We start from the raw sequence: 17,923 nt of genomic DNA, 5'->3' as shown, positions 1-17,923 counted from the left end.
GGTACTTTTGGGGGGGGTTGGCGGGCGGGGGGCGCCCCGCCGGGTGCCCCCCCCCCCCCCCCGCCGTAGCGGTTTGGCATCCCACCCCGGTCACGTGCGCGGTAGTGGATGTCCGGCGGCACGGCGCCGCACATCGTCGGATGGGATGCCCGGCGCGCAAGGCGCCGGAACCTGCATGATCAGGCGGCCGCGTAGACCGGCTCGCCCAGATTCAGCATCAAACGATTGGCCCAGGCGAAGATCGCGTCGGAATGCAGCAGGTCCAGGATCTCGCCGTCGTTCAGGCCGGCGTTCTTCAGGGCCTGGATGCTGTCGGCGTTGACCGATGCCGGCGCGTCGGTGAGCTGGATCGAGAACGCGCCGATGGCCAGTTCGCGCGCCGTGGTGCCGGCGGTGGCCGGGTTCTCGAACACCTGGGCGATGACGTCGTTGCGCTTGGCCAGCTGTTCGAAGCGCTGGGCGTGGACCGACGCGCAATACACGCAGCCATTCACCCGCGACACCACGGTCGCGCCCAGCTCGCGCTCGGCGCGCGACATGCCGCCGGGGGCGTACATGATGGCGTTGAAGGCGGTGGAGCGCTGTCGCAGGATCTCGGGCTGGTGCACCAGGAAGCGGTAGTAGTCCGAGACCTTGGCCTTGGGGTGGCTTTCTTCCAGGATGGCGATCTGTTCGGGCGTGGCCTGTTCCAGGTCGACCACGTCCAGCCAGGCCTTCCATTCCAGCGATTCATTGGTGAAGCCGTGCAGCCTGATGGCGTCGCCGGGCGCGGTGGCGGCGGTGTTGGCCGGATGTGGCGCGGGCGGCGTGGCGGCGGCGCGGCCGGGCCGGCTGGCCTGGGCCTGCATTGCTTTCAGGCCGGCCACCAGCCGCACCTGGTACGACAGGAAGGCCACCAGTTGCGACAGCGTGACCACGGCGGGCGTGGACACGCCGGCGGCGGGCAGGGTCTTGAGCGCGGCCTCGTCGCCCTCGACGGGCTTCTCGATCAGCTTGCGCGTGAATTCCAGGATGGCGGCCAGGCGCGGGTCGGCGGCGTCCGCCGGCTTGCCGGACTCGGCCAGTTGGATGTCGGCGGCGCTGGCGCCGGCGTCGGTTGCGCGCTGGCGGTAGTGCGCGGCCAGCTCGGGCGCGGGCGTCAGGCGCGCGGCATACAGCGCGACCAGCAGGCGCTCGGCCAGCGTCAGGCCGGGCAGGGCCGGGTCGAACAGCGCGTCGTAGCTGCCCTGGGTGGCGGCGGCGACCTTGTCGCGCTGATGGCGCACGGCGTAGGTGGCGTCGTCGGATTTCAGGCCGACGAGCTGGTCCACCAGATCCTGGGCGGCGTCGTAGACGATGGGTTGTTGTGCCATGGAATGAGTCTCCGTGTGTGTCGTTCAGCCGGCGCGGCCGGGCTGGTCGGTGGCGCCGGTGCGGGCTTGCGTCGCGGCGGCGCCGTGCGCCTGCACCGCCGCGTCCAGGAACGCCAGCACGCCTTCCCAGGATTCCTGGTCGGCGCGGGCGTTGTCCTTGGGATTGCCGCCGCTGGTGCTGATCTTGCCGGACACGGGGTGGGCATAGACCAGCTGGGTGGTGGGCACGTAGGGGAACAGGATGGAGTGGCCGCCGTTCTCGTAATCCAGCCACCGGACGGGGTAGGGATGGTTCACTTGCGCCAGCTTGTCCCGCACCATCTTCGAGTACAGGCTGGACGGCCAGGAGCCGTCGTCGGTGGCGGACAGCAGCATGACCGGGCCCTGGATGTCCTCGACCTTGATGCGGGCGCGGGCCACGGCGTCGGGGTCTTGCAGGGCGGTGAGGATGGCCTTCTCGTGGCGGTGCGGCGAGGGGCCTTCGTCGAACGGCGCCCAGGTGGCGGTGCGATTGTTTTCCCAGACGTGGGGCAGGGGCTTGCCGCCCAATAGCCAGGTCGGGCCTTCGCGTCCGATCTTGGGGTCGCAGGCGTTCTGGCCGCTATGGACCACGGCGCCGGGCACGTAGGCGACCACGGCCGACACTTCCGTGGGGAAGGTGGCGCCCAGCAGCAGCACCAGTTCGCCGCCGCGCGACTGGCCGCTGATGGCGACGAAGTCGTGCTTGGGCTGCACTTTCTGGCGCAGCCAGCGCAGGCCGGTCTGGAAGTATTCCAGCGGGGTGTTGGAGATGTAGTCCGACAGGCCCGGCGCCTTGAAATAGGCCAGCGCGAAGGCGGCGTAGCCGCGCGAGGCATACAGCGCGGCGCGCGGTTCGTTGATGCCGCCGCCGGAACCGTTCAGGATCAGCACGGCGGGATGCGAGCCGGGCGTGGCGCCTGGGGGCAGGTACAGCGTGCCGACCAGGCCGTGCTCGCGCACGTCCTGGCGCGTGACGCCCTCGGCGGCCAGGCGCTGCGTGAACTGGCCCTGGACCTGGGCGCCGGCGGCGCGGGCGACGATCTCGGTGACCAGCGGCTCGGCGACGGGATGGTTGAAGTGCTCGCGGCTGGGCGAGTCCACCGGGGACTGCGACCAGATCAGGCCCATGGGCGAGACGCCGGCGTAGTCGCCCGAGACGGGCGCGTCGCGCGTCAGGTCCACGCTGCCGTCCTCGCCCGCGACGAAGGCGGCGTGGCTTTGCCACAGCACGCCGTTGCGGCGGGTGAGCGCGGTGATCTCGACGGTCTGGCCGGGCGCGACGTGCTCGACGCGGATGGCGCGCGGCACGTCGATGAGCGCGTCGGCGGGCTGGATGCTCAGGGTGGGGACCATGTCGCCTGCCTTATTTGCCCGAGTCCTTGGTCACCATCATGGCGGCGGTGCGGTCGCTGGTCATGGGGGTGACTTTCAGGCCCTTCTTGGTGGCCCAGATGTTCTTGTAGTGGAACAGCGGGATGATGCCCACGTCGTCGGCCACCAGCTTGACCGAGTCGCGCAGGATGGCTTCACGCTTGGCCACGTCGAATTCCGAGGTGGATTGTTCCAGCGCGGCGTCGACCTTGGGGTTGCTGTAGTGGCCCCAGTTGGACGCGCCCAGGCCCTTCTTGGCGTCCACGGTCGCCAGGATGTTGACCAGCGCGTAGCTGGCTTCGCCGGTGCCGTTGCCCCAGGCCAGCATGCTCATGGCGAACTCGTTCTTGTTGGCGCGGCCCGAGTACACGGCCCACGGCACCACTTCCACCTGCGTCTTCACGCCCACGCGGGTCCAGAACTGCGCCACCGCCTGGGCCGTTTCCGGGCCTTGCGGGTAGCGGTCGTTGGGCACGTGCATGGTCAGCTTGAAGCCTTCGGGAAAGCCCGCCTCGGCCAGCAGCTTCTTGGCCTGGGCCACGTCGTTGGGGATGTCCTTGACGTCGGGGTTGTAGCCGAAGGTGCCCTTGGGCATCCACTGGTTGGCCTCGGTGGCGGCGCCCTGCAGGATGCGGTCGGCGATGGCCTTGCGATTGATGGCCAGGTTCAGCGCCTGGCGCACGCGCACGTCCAGCAGCGGGTTCTTGTCCAGCGGCTTGCCGGCGTTGTCGGTGATGTACGGGCTGGACGCGGGATTGAAGCTGGGCTGCAGCAGCATGACGCGCAGGCCGTCGTAGGGATAGACCGAGACGTTGGGGGCCTTTTGCAGCTTGGCCAGGTCGGACACCGAGACCTTGTCGATCACGTCCACGTCGCCGGCCAGCAGCGCGGCGGTGCGGGCGGCGGCGTTGTTGATGTAGCGGTAGTTGACCTGGTCCCAGATCTGCTTGTCGCCCCAGTAGCCGTCGTTGCGCGCCATGACGACGCGGTCGCCGGGGGTGTAGGACACGAACTTGTAGGGGCCGGTGCCGACCATGGCCTTGCCCGAGTTGTAGTCCTCGGTGCTGGACTTCTCGCCCACGTGCTTGCTGACCACGTGCACCGAGGCCAGGTTCAGCGGCAGGTCGGGATTGGGCGCCTTGGTCTTGACGATCAGGGTCAGCGGGTCCTTGGCGCTCATCGAGTCGATGGTACGCAGGTAGCCGGCGTAGGTGGCCACGCTGCCGGGCACGGCGCGGGCGCGGGTGTAGGAGTAGATCAGGTCGTCGGCCGTGAAGGGCGTGCCGTCCTGCCACTTCATGCCTTCGCGCAGCTTGAATTCCCAGGTCTTGTCGTCCAGCGGCTTCCAGCTGACGGCCAGGCCGGGTTGCAGCTTGTTCCACTTGTTCTCGATCAGCAGGTCCCAGAAATGCAGGGCCACCGAGCGGTCGCCGGCGTGGTTGTTCAGCTGCGGATCCAGCGAGGACAGCGGGTCGGCGAAGCCGATGGACAGCTTGTCGGCCGAGGCGGCGGCGGACGCGCCCAGAAGGGCTGCGGCCAGGGTGGAGAGGATCAGGCGTTTCATGTTCGGGGTCCTTGGTGAGGGGGAACGGCAGGGGCTGGCGCCATGCCAGCCGCTTGCGATCAGTGCATGTCGTTCAAGTGACAGGCGGAATGGTGGTGGATGGCGATTCCCTTCAATGTGGGAACCTCGGTCTTGCAGCGCGGCATCGCATGCGGGCAGCGCGGATGGAAATGGCAGCCGTCGGGCGGGTTGAGCGGGCTGGGGATCTCGCCCTTGATGGCGGTGAAGACCTTGCGCCGCGACTTCAGGTCGGGGATCTCGGCCAGCAGCGCCTGGGTGTAGGGATGGTTGGGGCGCTGGAACACCTCTTCCACGGTGGCGGTCTCGACCACGCGGCCCAGGTACATGATGACCACGCGGTCCGACAGGTGCTCGACCACGCCCAGGTCGTGGCTGATGAACAGGTAGGTCAGGCCCAGGTCCTCGCGCAGGTCCATGAACAGGTTCAGGATCTGCGCCTGGATCGATACGTCCAGCGCGGCCACGGCCTCGTCGCAGACCAGCATGGACGGCTGCACCGCCAGCGCGCGGGCGATGCCGATGCGCTGGCGCTGGCCGCCGCTGAACTGGTGCGGATAGCGCTGGCGCAGGGCCGGATCCAGGCCGGCGCGCTGCAGCTGGGCGCTGACGTAGTCGTCGAACTCGCCCCGGCCGACCAGGCCGTGGATGCGCGCGGCCTCGCCCACGATCTCGTCCACGCGCAGGCGCGGGTTGAGGCTGGCGTAGGGGTCCTGGAAGATCATCTGGACTTTCAGGCGGGCCTGGTGCGCCTGGGCCGGCGTCATGTCGGCGGGGCGCAGGCCGTTGATGCGGACCTCGCCGCCGGACGGCGTGAGCAGGCCGGCCGCGACGCGGCCCAGCGTGGATTTGCCGCAGCCGGATTCGCCGACCAGGCCGACCACTTCGCCGGGGCGCACGATCAGGTCCACGCCGTCCACGGCGCGGGTCACGGCGGGCGGCTTGGACAGGCCGGCGCGCTGCAGCAGGCGGCCGGCGGCGCCCACGGGGCGTTCGCCGAAGCGCTTGCTGACGTTGCGCAGCTCGATCAGGGGCGTGGCGTCGCCCTGCGTTGCCGTGGCGTCCCGCGCGTCGCGCGCCGCGTTGGCCGTGGCATCGCGCCGCGCTTCGTCCGTTTGGCGTTCGATGCTGCTCATGCCGCCACCTCCCGGATCTGGATGGTGGGGTGGAAGCAGCGCACGCGGTGGCCGGGCAGGGCCTCGCTGATGAGGGGCGTGCGGATACAGGCGGCGCTGGCGCGCGCGCAGCGCGTGGCGAAGGCGCAGCCCAGGGGCAGGTTGAGCAGGTTGGGCGTCATGCCGGGAATCTGGCGCAGCCTCTGGCCGCGCCGGTTGTTGCTGGGCAGGCTGTCGATCAGGCCCACGGTATAGGGATGCTGCGGACGGTCCAGCACGTCGTCGACCGTGCCGTGCTCGACGATGCGGCCGGCGTACATCACGGCCACTTCGTCGGCCAGGCCGGCCACCACGGACAGGTCGTGGGTGATCCAGATCAGGCTGGTGCCGTGCTGCTGCGCGAGCTTCTGCACCTCGGACAGGATCTGCGCCTGGATGGTGACGTCCAGCGCCGTGGTGGGTTCGTCGGCGATGATCAGGTCGGGCCGGTGCAGCATGGCGATGGCGATGGCCACGCGCTGGCGCATGCCGCCGGACAGTTGATGCGGGTAGGCCAGCAGCCGTTCTTCGGGGCTGGGGATGCCCATCATGCCGAGCGTGTCGCGGGCCAGTTCGCGCGCCTGGGCGCGGCTGACCTTGCTGTGGGCGCGCACGGTCTCGATCATCTGTGCGTCCACCCGCAGCACGGGGTTCAGCGTCATCATCGGATCCTGGAAGATCATGGCGATGCGGTTGCCCTGCAGCTTGCGCAGCTCGCGCGGCGCCAGCTGCGTCAGGTCGCGGCCCTGGAACAGGACCTGTCCGCCGACCACGCGGCCCGGCGCGTCGACCAGCCCCATGATGGAAAAGCCGGTGACGGACTTGCCCGAGCCGGACTCGCCGACCAGGCCCAGGATCTTGCCGCGTTCCAGCGTGAAGGACACGCCGTCCACGGCGGGCAGCGTGCCCGCGCGGGTGAAGAAGTGGGTGCGCAGGTCGCGCACTTCCAGCGTCGCGGGCGCGGCGGCCGGGCGCGAGGCCGCGTCTTGGTGGGCGGCGCTCATTTGTGGTTCCTCGGGTTCAGCACGTCGCGCAGGCGGTCGCCCACCAGGTTGATCGCCACGATGGTGATCAGGAGCGCGATGCCGGGATAGAAGCTGATCCAGTATTCGCCGGACAGCATGGTCTGGAAGCCGTTCGAGATCAGCAGGCCCAGCGACGGCTCGGTCACCGGCACGCCCAGGCCCAGGAAGCTGAGCGTGGCTTCCAGCGTGATGGCGCGCGCGATCTGCAGCGTGCCGATGACGATCAGCGGCGGCAGGCAGTTGGGCAGGATGTGCTTCAACATGATGCGCCAGTCCGGGATGTCCAGGCAGCGGGCGGCTTCCACGTATTCGCGGCGGCGCTCGACCAGGGCCTGGCCGCGCGCGGTGCGCGCGTAGTAGGCCCATTCCAGGATCACCAGCGTCAGCACCACGTTGCCCACGCCCTTGCCCAGGTAGGCCAGGATCATCATGGCCACCAGGATGGATGGGAAGGACAGGATCAGGTCCACCAGTCGCATGATCAGCGCGTCGGTCTTGCCGCCGGCATAGGCGGCCAGCAGGCCCAGCAGCGTGCCGACCACGCCTGCGATCAGCGCCGAGCCCACGCCCACCACCAGGCTGATGCGCAGGCCGTAGAGAATGCCCGACAGCAGGTCGCGGCCCTGGCCGTCCGTGCCGAGCCAGTAGTGGAAGGTGTCCAGGCCGTTCATGCTGCCCGGCGTCAGGCGCGCGTCCAGCACGTCGATCTGCAGCAGGTCATAGGGATTCTGCGGCGCGATCCAGGGCGCCAGCGCGGCGGCCAGGATCAGCAGCAACGATACGACCAGGCCGACGACGGCGGTCTTGGACGACAGGAACTCGGCCAGGTTGCGGCGCCAGGGGGATTCGCGGCGCAGGGCGGGCGTCGGGGTAGGTGTTGATGCCGCGCTCATGCCGAGGCCTCCAGCCGCACCCTCGGGTCCAGCACTTTATAAAGAATGTCCACGATCAGGTTCAGCGTGACGAACAGGCAGACCACCACGATCAGGTAGGCCACGATCACCGGGCGGTCCAGCGCGTTCAGGCTGTCCAGGATCAGCTTGCCGGCGCCGGGCCAGGCGAAGATGCTCTCGGTGACCACGGCGAAGGCGATGGTCGAGCCCAGCTCCAGGCCCAGCACCGTCACCAGCGGGATCATGGTGTTGCGCAGCACGTGCACGCCCACCACGCGAACCGGCGACAGGCCCTTGGCGCGGGCGAACTTGACGTAGTCCTGCGGCAGCACGTCGCGCACGCCGGCGCGCGTCAGGCGGATGACCAGCGAAATCTTGAACAGCGACAGGTTGAAGGCCGGCAGGATCAGGTGACGCCAGCCGTCGGCGGTCAGCCAGGACCACTGCAAGCCCAGCAACTCCACCGTCTGCCCGCGACCGCTGGCCGGCAGCCAGCCCAGCGACACGCTGAAGGTCATGATGAGCATCAGCGCGATCCAGAAGGTGGGCAGCGAGAAGCCCACGATGCTGCCCGCCATGATCAGCTTGGAGTACCGGCTGTCCGGATACAGGCCGGCCAGGAGGCCCAGCGGCAGGCCGATGAGCACCGCCAGCAGCATGGCGGCGATGGCTAGCTCGAAGGTCGCCGGCAGGCGCTGGATCACCAGTTCCACGGCCGGGATGTTGTAGACGAAGCTGTTGCCCAGGTTGCCGTGCAGCGCGCCGTTCAGGAAGCCCAGATACTGCTGCCACAGCGGCTTGTCCAGGCCCAGCTCGGCGATGATGCGGGCGCGGTCCACCTGGTCCACGTCCTGGCCGATCAGGATGTCCACCGGATTGCCGATGGCGTGCAGGCCGATGAAGACGATCAGCGTCATCAGGAACACCACCACCGCGGCTTGCGCGATGCGGCGCAGCAGCCAGCCGGTCATTTGGCGGTCTCCGTGGCGGCGGTGGCTGGCGCTGTATGCGTGCGGGCTTGCGTGGGCGCTGCCGCCGTTGCCGGCTGCGCGGATACGGCCGAGGGCGGTGGCGCGGGCGTCCATTCGTCGCCGAACACTTCCGGCTCGGAGAACGCTTCCATGTTGGCGTAGTGCGCGGCCACGTCCTCGCGGTAGAACAGCCCGGCGATGCCTTGGGCCAGGCGCTTCGCGCCCTCGCTGATGGCGGGGATGTCGCCCGACACCGTGCCGTGCGTCAGCGCGGCCGGGTACGAGAAGCAGTGCACGCGGTCCAGCCCGGGACAGGCGCCGGGCGATTTTTCCTGCAGCTCGAAGGCGGGGCCCAGGTCGGGGGAGTCATGCAGTTCCTGGTCCTCGTCGCCGGCGGCGGGCGTGTAGCGGTCGCCCCAGGCGCGCACGTGCGGGGCCAGCGCGGCGAATTCCGGCCGCACTGTCCAGTCGATGCGAAAGCCCGTCGAGAAGATCAGGAAGTCCAGCGCGAACTCGCCTTTGGGCGTGGCGACGCGGATCTCGTCGTCGACCAGCGCCAGGTCCTGCACGCCGCAGCCCAGGTTGAAGCGGGCGTTCGGGTGGCGCGACACGCGCAGGGTGCTGCCGCGCGGCGGCGGCACCTGGGCGGCGTTGATGTAGTGGCGGATCTTCCACTTCCAGTCGTCGGGCAGGTTCAGGTGGCCATGGGTCAGGCCGGGATTGCCGGCGCCCTTGCCCTTGTTGATGCGCGGAATGTCGTCGCGGCGGATCAGCAGGTCGACGCTGGCGGCGCCGGCTTCCAGCGCGGTGGCCGCGCTGTCCATGGCGGACGCGCCCGCGCCCACCACGCCGACGCGCTTGCCGGCCAGCATGGCGTAGTCCATCACGTCGGACGAGTGCGCCCAGCGCGCGCGCGGGATCTTGTGCGCGAAGCCGGGCACGTAGGCGCCGCCCAGGCCGTCGCGGCCCGTGGCCAGCACTACGCGGCGCGCCAGCACCGCGTGGCGGCCGGCGGGGGATTCGATATCGAGCCGGACCAGGCCGTCGGCGCGCGGCAGCACGGCCAGCACGCGATGTTCATTGCGCACGTCCAGGCCCAGCACGCGGCGGTACCAGCGCAGGTAGTCCATCCATTGCAGGCGCGGGATCTTGTCCAGCGCGTCCCAGGCTTCCAGTCCGAACTGGGCCTCGAACCAGGCGCGGAAGGTCAGTGCCGGCAGGCCCAGCGCGGGGCCGGTCAGCTGCTTGGGCGAGCGCAGCGTTTCCATGCGCGCGGTGGTGGCCCAGGGGCCTTCATAGCCTTCGGGCGACTGGTCGAAGATGGGCGCGTTCACGCCCAGGTGCGTCAGCGCGGCGGACGCGGCCAGACCGGCCATGCCGCCGCCGATGATGGCCACGTCCAGCACGGGCTGGCCGTTTTCCAGGCGGGGCGTGACCCAGTTCTTGGCCGGGAGTTCGAGCCAGGACAGGTCCTGGCGCAGGCGCGTTTCCAGCGCGGCGAGGCCGGCGTCGGGCTTAGTCATGGCGGGGTGTTTCCGTATTGGGGGCGTCGGCGGCGCGGGCCGGTGCAGGCGCGACGGCGGCGTCGCCGGGGCCGTCGGGCAGGCTGGGCGCGTCGTCGCCGTAGACAGATTGCAGCAGCGCGCCATGTTCGCAGGCGTCATGCCGGACGAAACCGGGCAGCAGCGCGGCGGCGGCCTCGGCCAGCGTGGCGGCGGCGGCCAGGCAGGCGGACGAGGGCGGTTGGGCCTGCGGCGTGATGACGCCGAAGAAAAAGGGTATGTCCAGGTCGATGGAACGGATCGCCACGCCCGGCATGGGCGTGCCGTAGGCGGTGACCGGCTCCAGCACCGACACGCCCAGGCCGGCGCGCACGGCGGCCAGCGCGTTGATGGACGAGTTGGTCTCTATGGTGCCGGCGGCCGGCGCGTTGGCGGCCAGCGCGGCGTCCAGGCGGCGGCGCAGGCGGTAGGGGTTGGCCATGGTGATGAGCCGGCGGCCGGCCAGCGCCGATACCGGCACCACGTCGTGCGCGGCCAGCGGATCGTTTTCCGGCAAGGCGACCACGCAGGCGGCCTGACCGATCCAGTGCACCGTCAGGCCGCGATGCTCCAGCGGCAGGCTGGTCACGCCCAGCTGGGCGGCGCCAGTCAGCACCGCGTGCACCACGCGCTCGGGCGAGGCGCTGCGCAGCTGGATGCGGCCTGGGCCGACAGGGGCGGCTGGGTGCGGGTCTGGGGGGGCGGCTTGATCGGCGACGAGGCGGGCGGCGTCCGCGCCTGCCTGCATGCGCTGCAAGGCGGCGGGCACCAGGCCGGCGGCCAGCGCCGGCGTGGCGGCGATCAAGAGGGGCTGGGCCTGGCCGCGCGCGATCTCGCCGGCGCGCTCGCGGATCTGCCGCATGCCGGCCAGCGCCCGCTCCACGTCCTCGTACAGCAGGAATCCTTGCTCGGTGGGGGTCACGCGCGGACCGCTGCGGGAGAACAGGGCGTAGCCGATCTCGGCTTCCAGCTCTTGCAGCAGCCGGCTGATCGCGGGCTGCGACCGGCCCAGCAGGCGACCGGCGGCGGTGACGCTGCCGGTGGACATGACGGCCGCGAAGGCCTCGAGTTGACGCAGTTCCATCTGGCTTGACTTATGCTAAGGACGAATTCTTACGCTTGCAGTATGCGTCCGGCAAATAATTAAAGGGCATAAGTAAATTCCCTTTCTGGGGTTTTCCCTTGGAAACTCATTACTTTCAGTTATTTATCAGCGGGATGGGGGCGCCTGCCACGCCGAGGCGTGCGCGACTGCGTGCATTCTTTGGCCGGCCAGGGGCGTTGATCCGGCCTGTGGCAGGCGGGCCGCGCCTCGGGATCGGGCACAATGCGCCTGCCGCGCGAACTGCCGTAAGGAGAGTGGAAGTTGATGATCAGATATTGCTCTGCCCTGTTGATCTGCGCCTCGCTGGCGGGCTGCATGACCGTGCCAGTCGATGTCGAGACCGGGCCCAGGGCGCCTGCGTCGGCCTTTCTGGATCCGTCGCTGATGCAGTCCGCGCCGGACAAGGGCGAGATCCGAATCGCGCGCGACGCGGGCGTTTCTGGGGCGGCCGTCAATGTGCTCATTTATCTGGATGGCAGACATGTGGTCAATGTCGATGCCAACCGGGTGGCGGTGCTGCGCGTGCCTGCCGGCATGCGCAAGATCGGAATCCAGTACTTCAACGTGTCCGAACCCGTCGAGTATCACGAGCTGCGGGTCGAACCAGGCAAGCACTATGACTATCGCATCAGCGGCACTGCGGGCTTGCTCATGGGCGAGTGGCGCTTCGAGCGTCTGAACTAGCGCCGGTGTCCGCTGCTGGCGCCCGGTCCAGCGCTCCGGGCCTATGACAGGGCGGCGGGCTCCCGGACCGCTCTGGCGCCTAGTGTCGGATTTGTCGCACTCGAGGACGAGGCCATTTCGTAGCGGTTGCGCCCGGCGGCCTTGGCCGCGTACAGCGCGCCGTCGGCCTGCGCGAGCAGCGCTTCCAGATGCCTGCCGTCCCGCGGAAAGCAGGCGATGCCGATCGAGGCCGTGACGGATGAGAGGATGCCGGGATAGGGTTCGGCCAGCGCCTGGTTGAGCTTGCGCGCCACATCCCGCGCCGTATCCACGTCGGCGCCATCGAGCAGCGCGACGAACTCGTCGCCGCCGAAGCGCGCCACGATGTCGGTGGCGCGCAAGGCGGCGCTCATGCGTTCCGCCGCGATCTTCAGCACCAGATCGCCCGAGCCGTGCCCCTGCGTGTCGTTCACCGCCTTGAAGTGATCCAGGTCCAGCGCCAGCAGCGCGGCGGGCCGGGCGCTGCGCTCGCCTGCGGCCAGCGCGCGGGCCGCCAGTTCGCAAAAGAGCAGGCGATTGCTCAGCGAGGTCAGGGGATCGTGGTACGCCTGCCGGCGGGCCTGGGACAGCATGCGGGACGCGTGCAGCAGGGACCGGCCCAGCATGGCGGTCTCGCTGTAGCGGCTTTCGGGCACGTCGATGGCCTCGCCGCGTCCCAGCGCGATCGCCGGCGGGACCAGCGCCGCCACGGCATGCTCGATACGGGTCGCCAGGCGGTAGGCCGCCCAGATGCCGGCGGCGATGATGGCCAGCCCGGCGCAGGCGCCCCAGATCAGCGAGCGCCACAGGTCCGCCGTCAGGGCGGACAGGGGCGCGCCGACCGCCACGGTCCAGCGTCCGTCGCTGCTGCGGCTGAAGGCGGTCAGCACCGGGATGCCTTCCTTGGTTTCGCTGCGCAGCGTGCCTTCGCGTTCGCGCGCGGCGGCGGCGGCCAGCGATGGCACCGCGTGCTGGCCGACGTAGCGCATTTCCTCGCGCGTGCGGCCCACGATCAGCCCGTCGTCGTCCAGCGCCGCCGCTACCCAGCCATCCGGCATGGCCTGCCGGCGCAGCGCCTGGCCGATGCGTTGCGGCCGGACCTGCGCGTACAGGCCATAGCGCACTTCGCCACTGATCTCTACGGGTATGCCGATGGCCAGCATCGGCTCATTGTGCAGGGCGGTGCTGAACAGGCCGGCCATGACGATGTCGCGGCCGCGTCCCATCTTGGCCAGCGCCGCGTCGGACAGGGCGCTGCGGATCGCCGGCCCGGGATTGGGCATGCCGCTGTCGGCCAGCGGCACGCCCTGCGGGTCCAGCAGCATGTAGCCGTCCACGTTCTGCAGGCGCAGCGCGTCGCCCAGCCGCCGATGGAAGGCCGGCAGCGCGCCGCGTTGGAGTTCGTCCTCGGTGGCCAGGATGCGCAGGCCGGTTTCCACGCCGCGCAGCTCCCGTTCCAGCTCGCCCGCCAGACTGCGGGCGGAAGCCAGCGCGGCCTCGTATACCCGTTCCTTGCGCAGCAGGAAGTCTTCGTAGGCGGCGCCCGCCGCCACGAAAATCGTCGGCGCCGTACAGGCGATGCCGAGCAGCAGCAAGGCGCGCCGGATGGAGGGAAGCCGTCCGGCGGAGGCGGCGCTGCGGTGAGGATTCGTCATTTTTCTTCAAAAGCGCCAGTTTTCCGACCGGTTTGCGAGCATTTACGCGATTTTGAACACCATGCCGGGCTACTGCGCGGTATTATTTTCGCCTGCAACATTCGCAGTGCTTCTGATCACCATCAACAAGGCGTGAGATGGGGGGCGGTTCGAATGAGCAAGCTCGCGACGACACTTGTTTTGGTTTGCGCAATGCTGGTCGCTGCGGTGGTTCCCACATTCATGGGGATCGCGCTGCTGGACTATTTTGCGTTTGAACGGGCCAAGAATCAGGCCCAGACCGTGTCCAAGGCCGTGCTCAAGCGCGCCGACGACGTGCTGACCCAGCTGTGGGAGGTCAGCCGGACGCTCGGCGACATGGGCAACAGTCCGCCGTGCGCGTCCTTCGCCCGCGCCGAGATGGGCAAGCTGGTGCTGCAGTCGCCGTTGCTGCGCGCCATCGCGGTGCTGGACGGATCGCGCGTGGCCTGTTCCTCGCTGGGCCACAGCATGGACAAGGTGGATATCGGCCAGCCCGATTTCGTGTCCGTGCGCGGCGTCAAGGTCTGGAGCGACGTGGTGCTGCCGGCCGCGCCCAATCTGCACTACAGCGCGCTGGCCGATGGCGGCTATGCCATTTTCCTGAATCGCGGCGACTTCCTGGGCGCGGCGGAGCTGCTGGCCCCGCACATGACGCTGGGGCTGGCGTATCCGGGCACGGCGGCGCAATTCCTGGGCAGCGGCAACGTCGACCCCGCCTGGATGGAAGGCCTGGAGGATCGCGTGCCCGTGACCGAGGAGCGCGCCGGCGCCGTCGTCGCGCTGACGCCGTCGTCGAAGTTCTCTTTCTTCGCCATGGCGACCCTGCCCAAGCATGCCTATCTGCACGACATGGCGCTGACCCGATGGATCGTAGGCGTCACGGGCGCGCTGGCCGGGCTGCTGGTGTTCACGGTGATCTTCTGGCAGTCGCGGCGCGCGCTGGATCTGCGCACGCAGTTGCAGCGCGCCATCCAAAACCGGGATTTCTATCTGGCCTACCAACCCATCGTGGACCTGCGCAGCGGCGCCTGGGTGGGCGCCGAGGCCTTGTTGCGCTGGCGCCGGCCATTGGGCGCCGAGGCGATCGGCCCGGACATCTTCATTCCCGCCGCCGAACGCTTCGGCCTGTCCGGGGACGTCGCCACGATGGTGTTCGACCTGGCCCGCCAGGACATCCCGGTCATCGCCGCGCAGGCGCCGGATTTCTATGTGTCGCTGAACCTGGCGCCCAGTGAGCTATGCTCGGGCAAGGGGCGCGCCCTGACCCAGCGCCTGCTGGAAGTGACGGGCCGCGACCCGAAGCTGGTGTTCATCGAGCTGACCGAGCGTGGCCTGCTGGAGCAGAACGCCAAGGAACGCATCGAGGAATTGCGCGCGCTGGGCGTGCGGATCGCGATCGACGATTTCGGCACCGGCTATTCGAGCCTGGCCTATCTGGCGTCCTTTTCGCTGGACTACCTGAAGCTGGACAAGCTCTTCACGCAAGGCATCGCGGACAAGGGGCCGCGCCGGACGGTGGCGATCCAGATCGTCGAACTGGCCCGGTCGCTGGACCTGGACGTCATCGCCGAGGGCGTCGAAACCATCGAGCAGGCGATGGCGGTGTCCACGCATGGCGTCGCCAAGGCGCAGGGCTGGCTGTACGGACGCGCGGTGCCGCTGGATGAGCTGCTGCGCCGCTTGCCCGAAGGCTTGCGGCCGCCGCCGCGCGCGCCGCAACCCATCGCGCGGGAAGTGCCCGCCAGCTAGGCGCGGGGCGACGTGTTGTCTGTTTGCCGCGCTCATGTTCCTGACGGCGGTTCGGCGCCGCCCTGGATCGAGCGCGCGCCATGGAAAGGGAGGCCGAATGCCGGGCGAGCGATGGCGACAAACACGACGGGAAGACTGCAAGCCCCATGCCGGCGGGCCGGGCCGGCTGACGCACGCGGAGCGCGTCATCGATCCCGCGAGCGGCCTGACCAAGGGCGACCTCGCGCGCTACTACACGCAGGCTGCTCCGTTGATGAGGCCCTATCTGAAGGGGCGGCCGGTCTCGCTGGTGCGCGCGCCGTCGGGCATCGGCGGGGACCTGTTTTTCCAGCGCCACATGGATGCCGCGATGCCCGGCGCGCGTCTGTTGCCGGAGTCCCTGTATCCGGGGCATCCGCCCTTGCTGGAGCTGCCGACGCCGAGGGCGGTGCTGGCGGCGGTCCAGATGAATGCCATCGAATTCCACACCTGGAACGCCGTGAAGACGGCCATCGACAAGCCGGACCGCATCGTGTTCGACCTGGACCCGGGCGAGGGCGTGCCCTGGGAGAACGTCAGGCAGGCGGCCCGGGTGCTGCGCGCGTTGTTGAGCGAGATCGGGCTGGACTCGTGGCTCAAGACCAGCGGCGGCAAGGGCCTGCATGTGCTGGTGCCGCTGCGCAGGCAGCATGGCTGGGAAACCACGAAGGATTTTTCAGCGGCCCTGGTGCGGCATCTGGCGCAGGCCTGGCCTCAGTTGTTCGTGGCCAAGAGCGGTCCGCGCAATCGGGTGGGCAGGATCTACGCGGACTACCTGCGCAACGGCTTTGGCGCGACGACCGTGGCGCCCTGGTCGGCGCGGGCGCGGCCGGGCCTGCCGATCTCGGTGCCGATCAGTTGGGACGAACTGGAGCAGGTGCGCGGCGGCGCGCACTGGACCATCGCGGACGCGCGGGAGCGATTGGATATCGGCAATCGTCCCTGGGATGGGTATGCGCCGCAGGCCTTGGGCAAGGCCATGGCGGCGCTTGGTTCGCGTCCGTCGTGAAGGCGCGCCGGAGGGCGCGCGGCTGTCGCCAGGCAGGGCCGCGTCAGGGCACCAGCGCCTTCTTCATCGAAGGCGCTGGATGCCGCACGTAGTTTTCCTTTTCGTAGAAAGGAATGGCGTCGGGCCGAGCGTCCAGGAACACCGCGCTCATTTCGCGGGCGCGCGCGTCCGCTTCGGCGTAGGCCATCAGCGCATGTCCCGCGCCGCTGCCTCGCACGGCCGCGTCCACCACCAGATCGTCCACGTGCAGGTGCGGGCCACGGGCCAGGGTGTGCACCGGTCGCATGCCCATGACGCCGACCAGCGCGTCGTTCAGGTAGGCGCCGACCAGCTCGTAGCCGCCATGCGCCTGACGGCGGGCGCGGCGCAGGAATTCCGCCTCGTCCAGGTTGCGCAGTTGCGCGATGAGCGGAAAAGCCAGGGCCCATTCAGCGGGCAGCAGTCTTCTGACGGAAATCATATTGGAGGGTGGGTTGAGTGGGAGGAGTGAAAGGCTGGCGCGCATCGAGTGGGAATCTGGCGCGCCAGGCGGGAATCAATACTGCATCTTGCCCTTGCCCATCAGCGTCAGCCCCAGGTTGCGGCCGGCGCGCATGAAGGGATACAGCGCCTTGGACAGGCAGGGCTTGCGGAAGATGGCGGCGTTGATCTGGTTGAACAGGTCGCTACCGGTGCTGAGCAGGGCCAGCCGGTTGACGCAGTCGGCGCCCCAGTAGATCGTGCCGTCCCATTGCAGCAGCATGCCCTCGTTCAGGTCATAGCCCCGCGCGCGGAAATGCGCCGCCAGGTCGGGATGCTCGCGCATGTTCAGCACGTCCAGCGGGCCGATGGTCTTGCGCAGCTGCATCAGCTGCACATAGTTCGAGCAGAAGGGGCAGTCACCGTCATAGAGCAGCAGGTTGCGGGCGGCAGGATCGGACATGGAGCGTCTCGTGGGGAGGGGGCGATGAGCATAGCGTAGCAGGCGCTGGCATTGTGGCCGATGTTGCGTGAGTGTGGTGGCGCCAGGATGCGAGGTGGAAGCTTTTTTTCTGCTGGATTATCAAGCGCACTTGGGAAGCGACCGGCAAAACATTATCTCAATATCTTTATGGCAGAATGCGCTGGCAGTTTCGAAAGCTCATGGATAATGTGGAGAAAACCAGTGCTGGAAGTAAAGAAAAAGCCGATATATCGGCGGTGGTGGTTCTGGGTTATCGCGGTAATCGTGGTGGCGGGGATTGTTGGCGCGGAAGAAGCCGGCGAGGCCATCGCTTCATCCGACATGCCCAAGGGGCAGGCTTCCTTGGTGGCGATCGTCGCCGCCGCCCAAAAGGATTCCGAGAAAATCGACAACGACATGCAGCGCGGCGGTATCAAGGCCAAGCGGGATCAGGCCTTGTGCCAGTCCGTCGGGTCGACGGCAGTGACCGATTGGATTGGGCAGGTCAGGGAGATCGGCGCCAATAGCGATGGCAAGGGCGTTCTAGCCATCGCGATTTCCAAGCGCATTACCGTCAAGACCTGGAACAACGATTTTTCCGATCTGATGCATCACACACTGATGCAGCCGGGATCGCCACTGTTCAATACCGCCTCCGGCCTGAAGGTCGGCCAGAAGGTCAAGTTCTCGGGCACTTTCTTCAAGGGCGTCAGCGGCGATTGCCTGTACGAGTCCAGCCTGCGCCTGCAAAGCAAGGTCGAAGATCCAGAGTTCATTTTCCGGTTCAGCTCGATCACGCCCATGTAAGGTCTGCGCATGCGGACGCTTGGCG

The 17,923-nt window shown here is 68.7% G+C and carries 16 protein-coding genes; 4 read left to right on the top strand and 12 right to left on the bottom strand.

Annotated features, from left to right (window positions below; translation table 11 throughout):
* Positions 1 to 179: 179 nt before the first annotated feature.
* The 9 genes from ACEU5R_RS24630 to ACEU5R_RS24590 are packed head-to-tail and all read right to left on the bottom strand — an operon-like array spanning position 180 to position 10,994.
* Positions 180 to 1,352 (bottom strand): CMD domain protein, encoded by a 1,173-nt coding sequence (locus ACEU5R_RS24630; RefSeq protein WP_392412288.1) that lies wholly within the window; start codon positions 1,350 to 1,352, stop codon positions 180 to 182.
* A 24-nt stretch (positions 1,353 to 1,376) separates the two neighbouring features.
* Complete coding sequence (locus ACEU5R_RS24625; protein WP_392412287.1) at positions 1,377 to 2,726, bottom strand: acyl-CoA thioester hydrolase/BAAT C-terminal domain-containing protein; 1,350 nt, start codon at positions 2,724 to 2,726, stop codon at positions 1,377 to 1,379.
* A gap of 10 nt (positions 2,727 to 2,736) precedes the next feature.
* Positions 2,737 to 4,308 (bottom strand): ABC transporter substrate-binding protein, encoded by a 1,572-nt coding sequence (locus ACEU5R_RS24620; RefSeq protein ID WP_392412284.1) that lies wholly within the window; start codon positions 4,306 to 4,308, stop codon positions 2,737 to 2,739.
* Between the two features lie 59 nt (positions 4,309 to 4,367).
* On the bottom strand, positions 4,368 to 5,462 hold the full coding sequence (locus ACEU5R_RS24615) for an ABC transporter ATP-binding protein (RefSeq protein ID WP_392412282.1): 1,095 nt from the start codon (positions 5,460 to 5,462) through the stop codon (positions 4,368 to 4,370).
* Positions 5,459 to 6,484, bottom strand: coding sequence for an ABC transporter ATP-binding protein (locus ACEU5R_RS24610; protein ID WP_392412279.1), 1,026 nt, complete (start codon positions 6,482 to 6,484; stop codon positions 5,459 to 5,461). The genes ACEU5R_RS24615 and ACEU5R_RS24610 overlap by 4 nt, the downstream gene beginning before the upstream one ends.
* Positions 6,481 to 7,398 carry an ABC transporter permease gene (locus ACEU5R_RS24605; protein ID WP_103274883.1) on the bottom strand — a complete coding sequence of 306 codons (918 nt, stop codon included), beginning with the start codon at positions 7,396 to 7,398 and terminating at the stop codon, positions 6,481 to 6,483. The genes ACEU5R_RS24610 and ACEU5R_RS24605 overlap by 4 nt, the downstream gene beginning before the upstream one ends.
* Positions 7,395 to 8,369: an ABC transporter permease gene (locus tag ACEU5R_RS24600; protein ID WP_392412277.1), complete on the bottom strand. Its 975-nt coding sequence runs from the start codon at positions 8,367 to 8,369 to the stop codon at positions 7,395 to 7,397. Before ACEU5R_RS24600 ends, ACEU5R_RS24605 begins: the two co-directional genes overlap by 4 nt.
* A complete protein-coding gene (locus ACEU5R_RS24595) occupies positions 8,366 to 9,892 on the bottom strand; it encodes an NAD(P)-binding domain-containing protein (protein ID WP_392412275.1) in 1,527 nt (508 codons plus the stop codon). Before ACEU5R_RS24595 ends, ACEU5R_RS24600 begins: the two co-directional genes overlap by 4 nt.
* On the bottom strand, positions 9,885 to 10,994 hold the full coding sequence (locus ACEU5R_RS24590; RefSeq protein WP_392412272.1) for a LysR family transcriptional regulator: 1,110 nt from the start codon (positions 10,992 to 10,994) through the stop codon (positions 9,885 to 9,887). Before ACEU5R_RS24590 ends, ACEU5R_RS24595 begins: the two co-directional genes overlap by 8 nt.
* Before the next feature lie 336 nt (positions 10,995 to 11,330).
* Here ACEU5R_RS24590 and ACEU5R_RS24585 point away from each other — a divergent pair, with 336 nt between their 5' ends.
* Positions 11,331 to 11,699, top strand: coding sequence for a hypothetical protein (locus ACEU5R_RS24585; protein ID WP_392412269.1), 369 nt, complete (start codon positions 11,331 to 11,333; stop codon positions 11,697 to 11,699).
* 41 nt (positions 11,700 to 11,740) lie between these two features.
* On the opposite strand, the gene ACEU5R_RS24580 is transcribed toward ACEU5R_RS24585, so the two are convergent.
* A complete protein-coding gene (locus ACEU5R_RS24580) occupies positions 11,741 to 13,372 on the bottom strand; it encodes a diguanylate cyclase (RefSeq protein WP_392412268.1) in 1,632 nt (543 codons plus the stop codon).
* Positions 13,373 to 13,564: 192 nt separating this feature from the next.
* Here ACEU5R_RS24580 and ACEU5R_RS24575 point away from each other — a divergent pair, with 192 nt between their 5' ends.
* Positions 13,565 to 15,142, top strand: coding sequence for an EAL domain-containing protein (locus ACEU5R_RS24575; protein ID WP_158658439.1), 1,578 nt, complete (start codon positions 13,565 to 13,567; stop codon positions 15,140 to 15,142).
* 97 nt (positions 15,143 to 15,239) lie between these two features.
* A complete protein-coding gene (ligD, locus tag ACEU5R_RS24570) occupies positions 15,240 to 16,169 on the top strand; it encodes a non-homologous end-joining DNA ligase (protein ID WP_392412264.1) in 930 nt (309 codons plus the stop codon).
* Positions 16,170 to 16,212: 43 nt separating this feature from the next.
* On the opposite strand, the gene ACEU5R_RS24565 is transcribed toward ligD, so the two are convergent.
* Positions 16,213 to 16,629, bottom strand: coding sequence for a GNAT family N-acetyltransferase (locus tag ACEU5R_RS24565; protein WP_392412262.1), 417 nt, complete (start codon positions 16,627 to 16,629; stop codon positions 16,213 to 16,215).
* Between the two features lie 75 nt (positions 16,630 to 16,704).
* Entirely contained in the window at positions 16,705 to 17,091 is a 387-nt protein-coding gene (locus ACEU5R_RS24560; RefSeq protein WP_392412260.1) for a DCC1-like thiol-disulfide oxidoreductase family protein, read from the bottom strand.
* 222 nt (positions 17,092 to 17,313) lie between these two features.
* On the opposite strand from ACEU5R_RS24560, the gene ACEU5R_RS24555 reads away from it, so the two are divergent.
* Positions 17,314 to 17,898, top strand: coding sequence for a hypothetical protein (locus tag ACEU5R_RS24555; RefSeq protein WP_392412258.1), 585 nt, complete (start codon positions 17,314 to 17,316; stop codon positions 17,896 to 17,898).
* Positions 17,899 to 17,923 lie beyond the last annotated feature (25 nt).

It is taken from the genome of Achromobacter sp. 413638 (assembly GCF_043119405.1).
Taxonomy (GTDB): Bacteria; Pseudomonadota; Gammaproteobacteria; order Burkholderiales; family Burkholderiaceae_B; genus Achromobacter.
The sequence above is the reverse complement of the archived record's forward strand: the minus strand, read 5'-3'. Positions and strand labels throughout refer to the sequence as shown.

Coding starts and splice junctions, on each gene's coding strand:
- ACEU5R_RS24630 (WP_392412288.1), bottom strand. CDS start 1,352: ATGGCACAACAACCCATCGTCTACGACGCCGCCCAGGATCTGGTGGAC.
- ACEU5R_RS24625 (WP_392412287.1), bottom strand. CDS start 2,726: ATGGTCCCCACCCTGAGCATCCAGCCCGCCGACGCGCTCATCGACGTG.
- ACEU5R_RS24620 (WP_392412284.1), bottom strand. CDS start 4,308: ATGAAACGCCTGATCCTCTCCACCCTGGCCGCAGCCCTTCTGGGCGCG.
- ACEU5R_RS24615 (WP_392412282.1), bottom strand. CDS start 5,462: ATGAGCAGCATCGAACGCCAAACGGACGAAGCGCGGCGCGATGCCACG.
- ACEU5R_RS24610 (WP_392412279.1), bottom strand. CDS start 6,484: ATGAGCGCCGCCCACCAAGACGCGGCCTCGCGCCCGGCCGCCGCGCCC.
- ACEU5R_RS24605 (WP_103274883.1), bottom strand. CDS start 7,398: ATGAGCGCGGCATCAACACCTACCCCGACGCCCGCCCTGCGCCGCGAA.
- ACEU5R_RS24600 (WP_392412277.1), bottom strand. CDS start 8,369: ATGACCGGCTGGCTGCTGCGCCGCATCGCGCAAGCCGCGGTGGTGGTG.
- ACEU5R_RS24595 (WP_392412275.1), bottom strand. CDS start 9,892: ATGACTAAGCCCGACGCCGGCCTCGCCGCGCTGGAAACGCGCCTGCGC.
- ACEU5R_RS24590 (WP_392412272.1), bottom strand. CDS start 10,994: ATGGAACTGCGTCAACTCGAGGCCTTCGCGGCCGTCATGTCCACCGGC.
- ACEU5R_RS24585 (WP_392412269.1), top strand. CDS start 11,331: ATGACCGTGCCAGTCGATGTCGAGACCGGGCCCAGGGCGCCTGCGTCG.
- ACEU5R_RS24580 (WP_392412268.1), bottom strand. CDS start 13,372: ATGACGAATCCTCACCGCAGCGCCGCCTCCGCCGGACGGCTTCCCTCC.
- ACEU5R_RS24575 (WP_158658439.1), top strand. CDS start 13,565: ATGCTGGTCGCTGCGGTGGTTCCCACATTCATGGGGATCGCGCTGCTG.
- ligD (WP_392412264.1), top strand. CDS start 15,240: ATGCCGGGCGAGCGATGGCGACAAACACGACGGGAAGACTGCAAGCCC.
- ACEU5R_RS24565 (WP_392412262.1), bottom strand. CDS start 16,629: ATGATTTCCGTCAGAAGACTGCTGCCCGCTGAATGGGCCCTGGCTTTT.
- ACEU5R_RS24560 (WP_392412260.1), bottom strand. CDS start 17,091: ATGTCCGATCCTGCCGCCCGCAACCTGCTGCTCTATGACGGTGACTGC.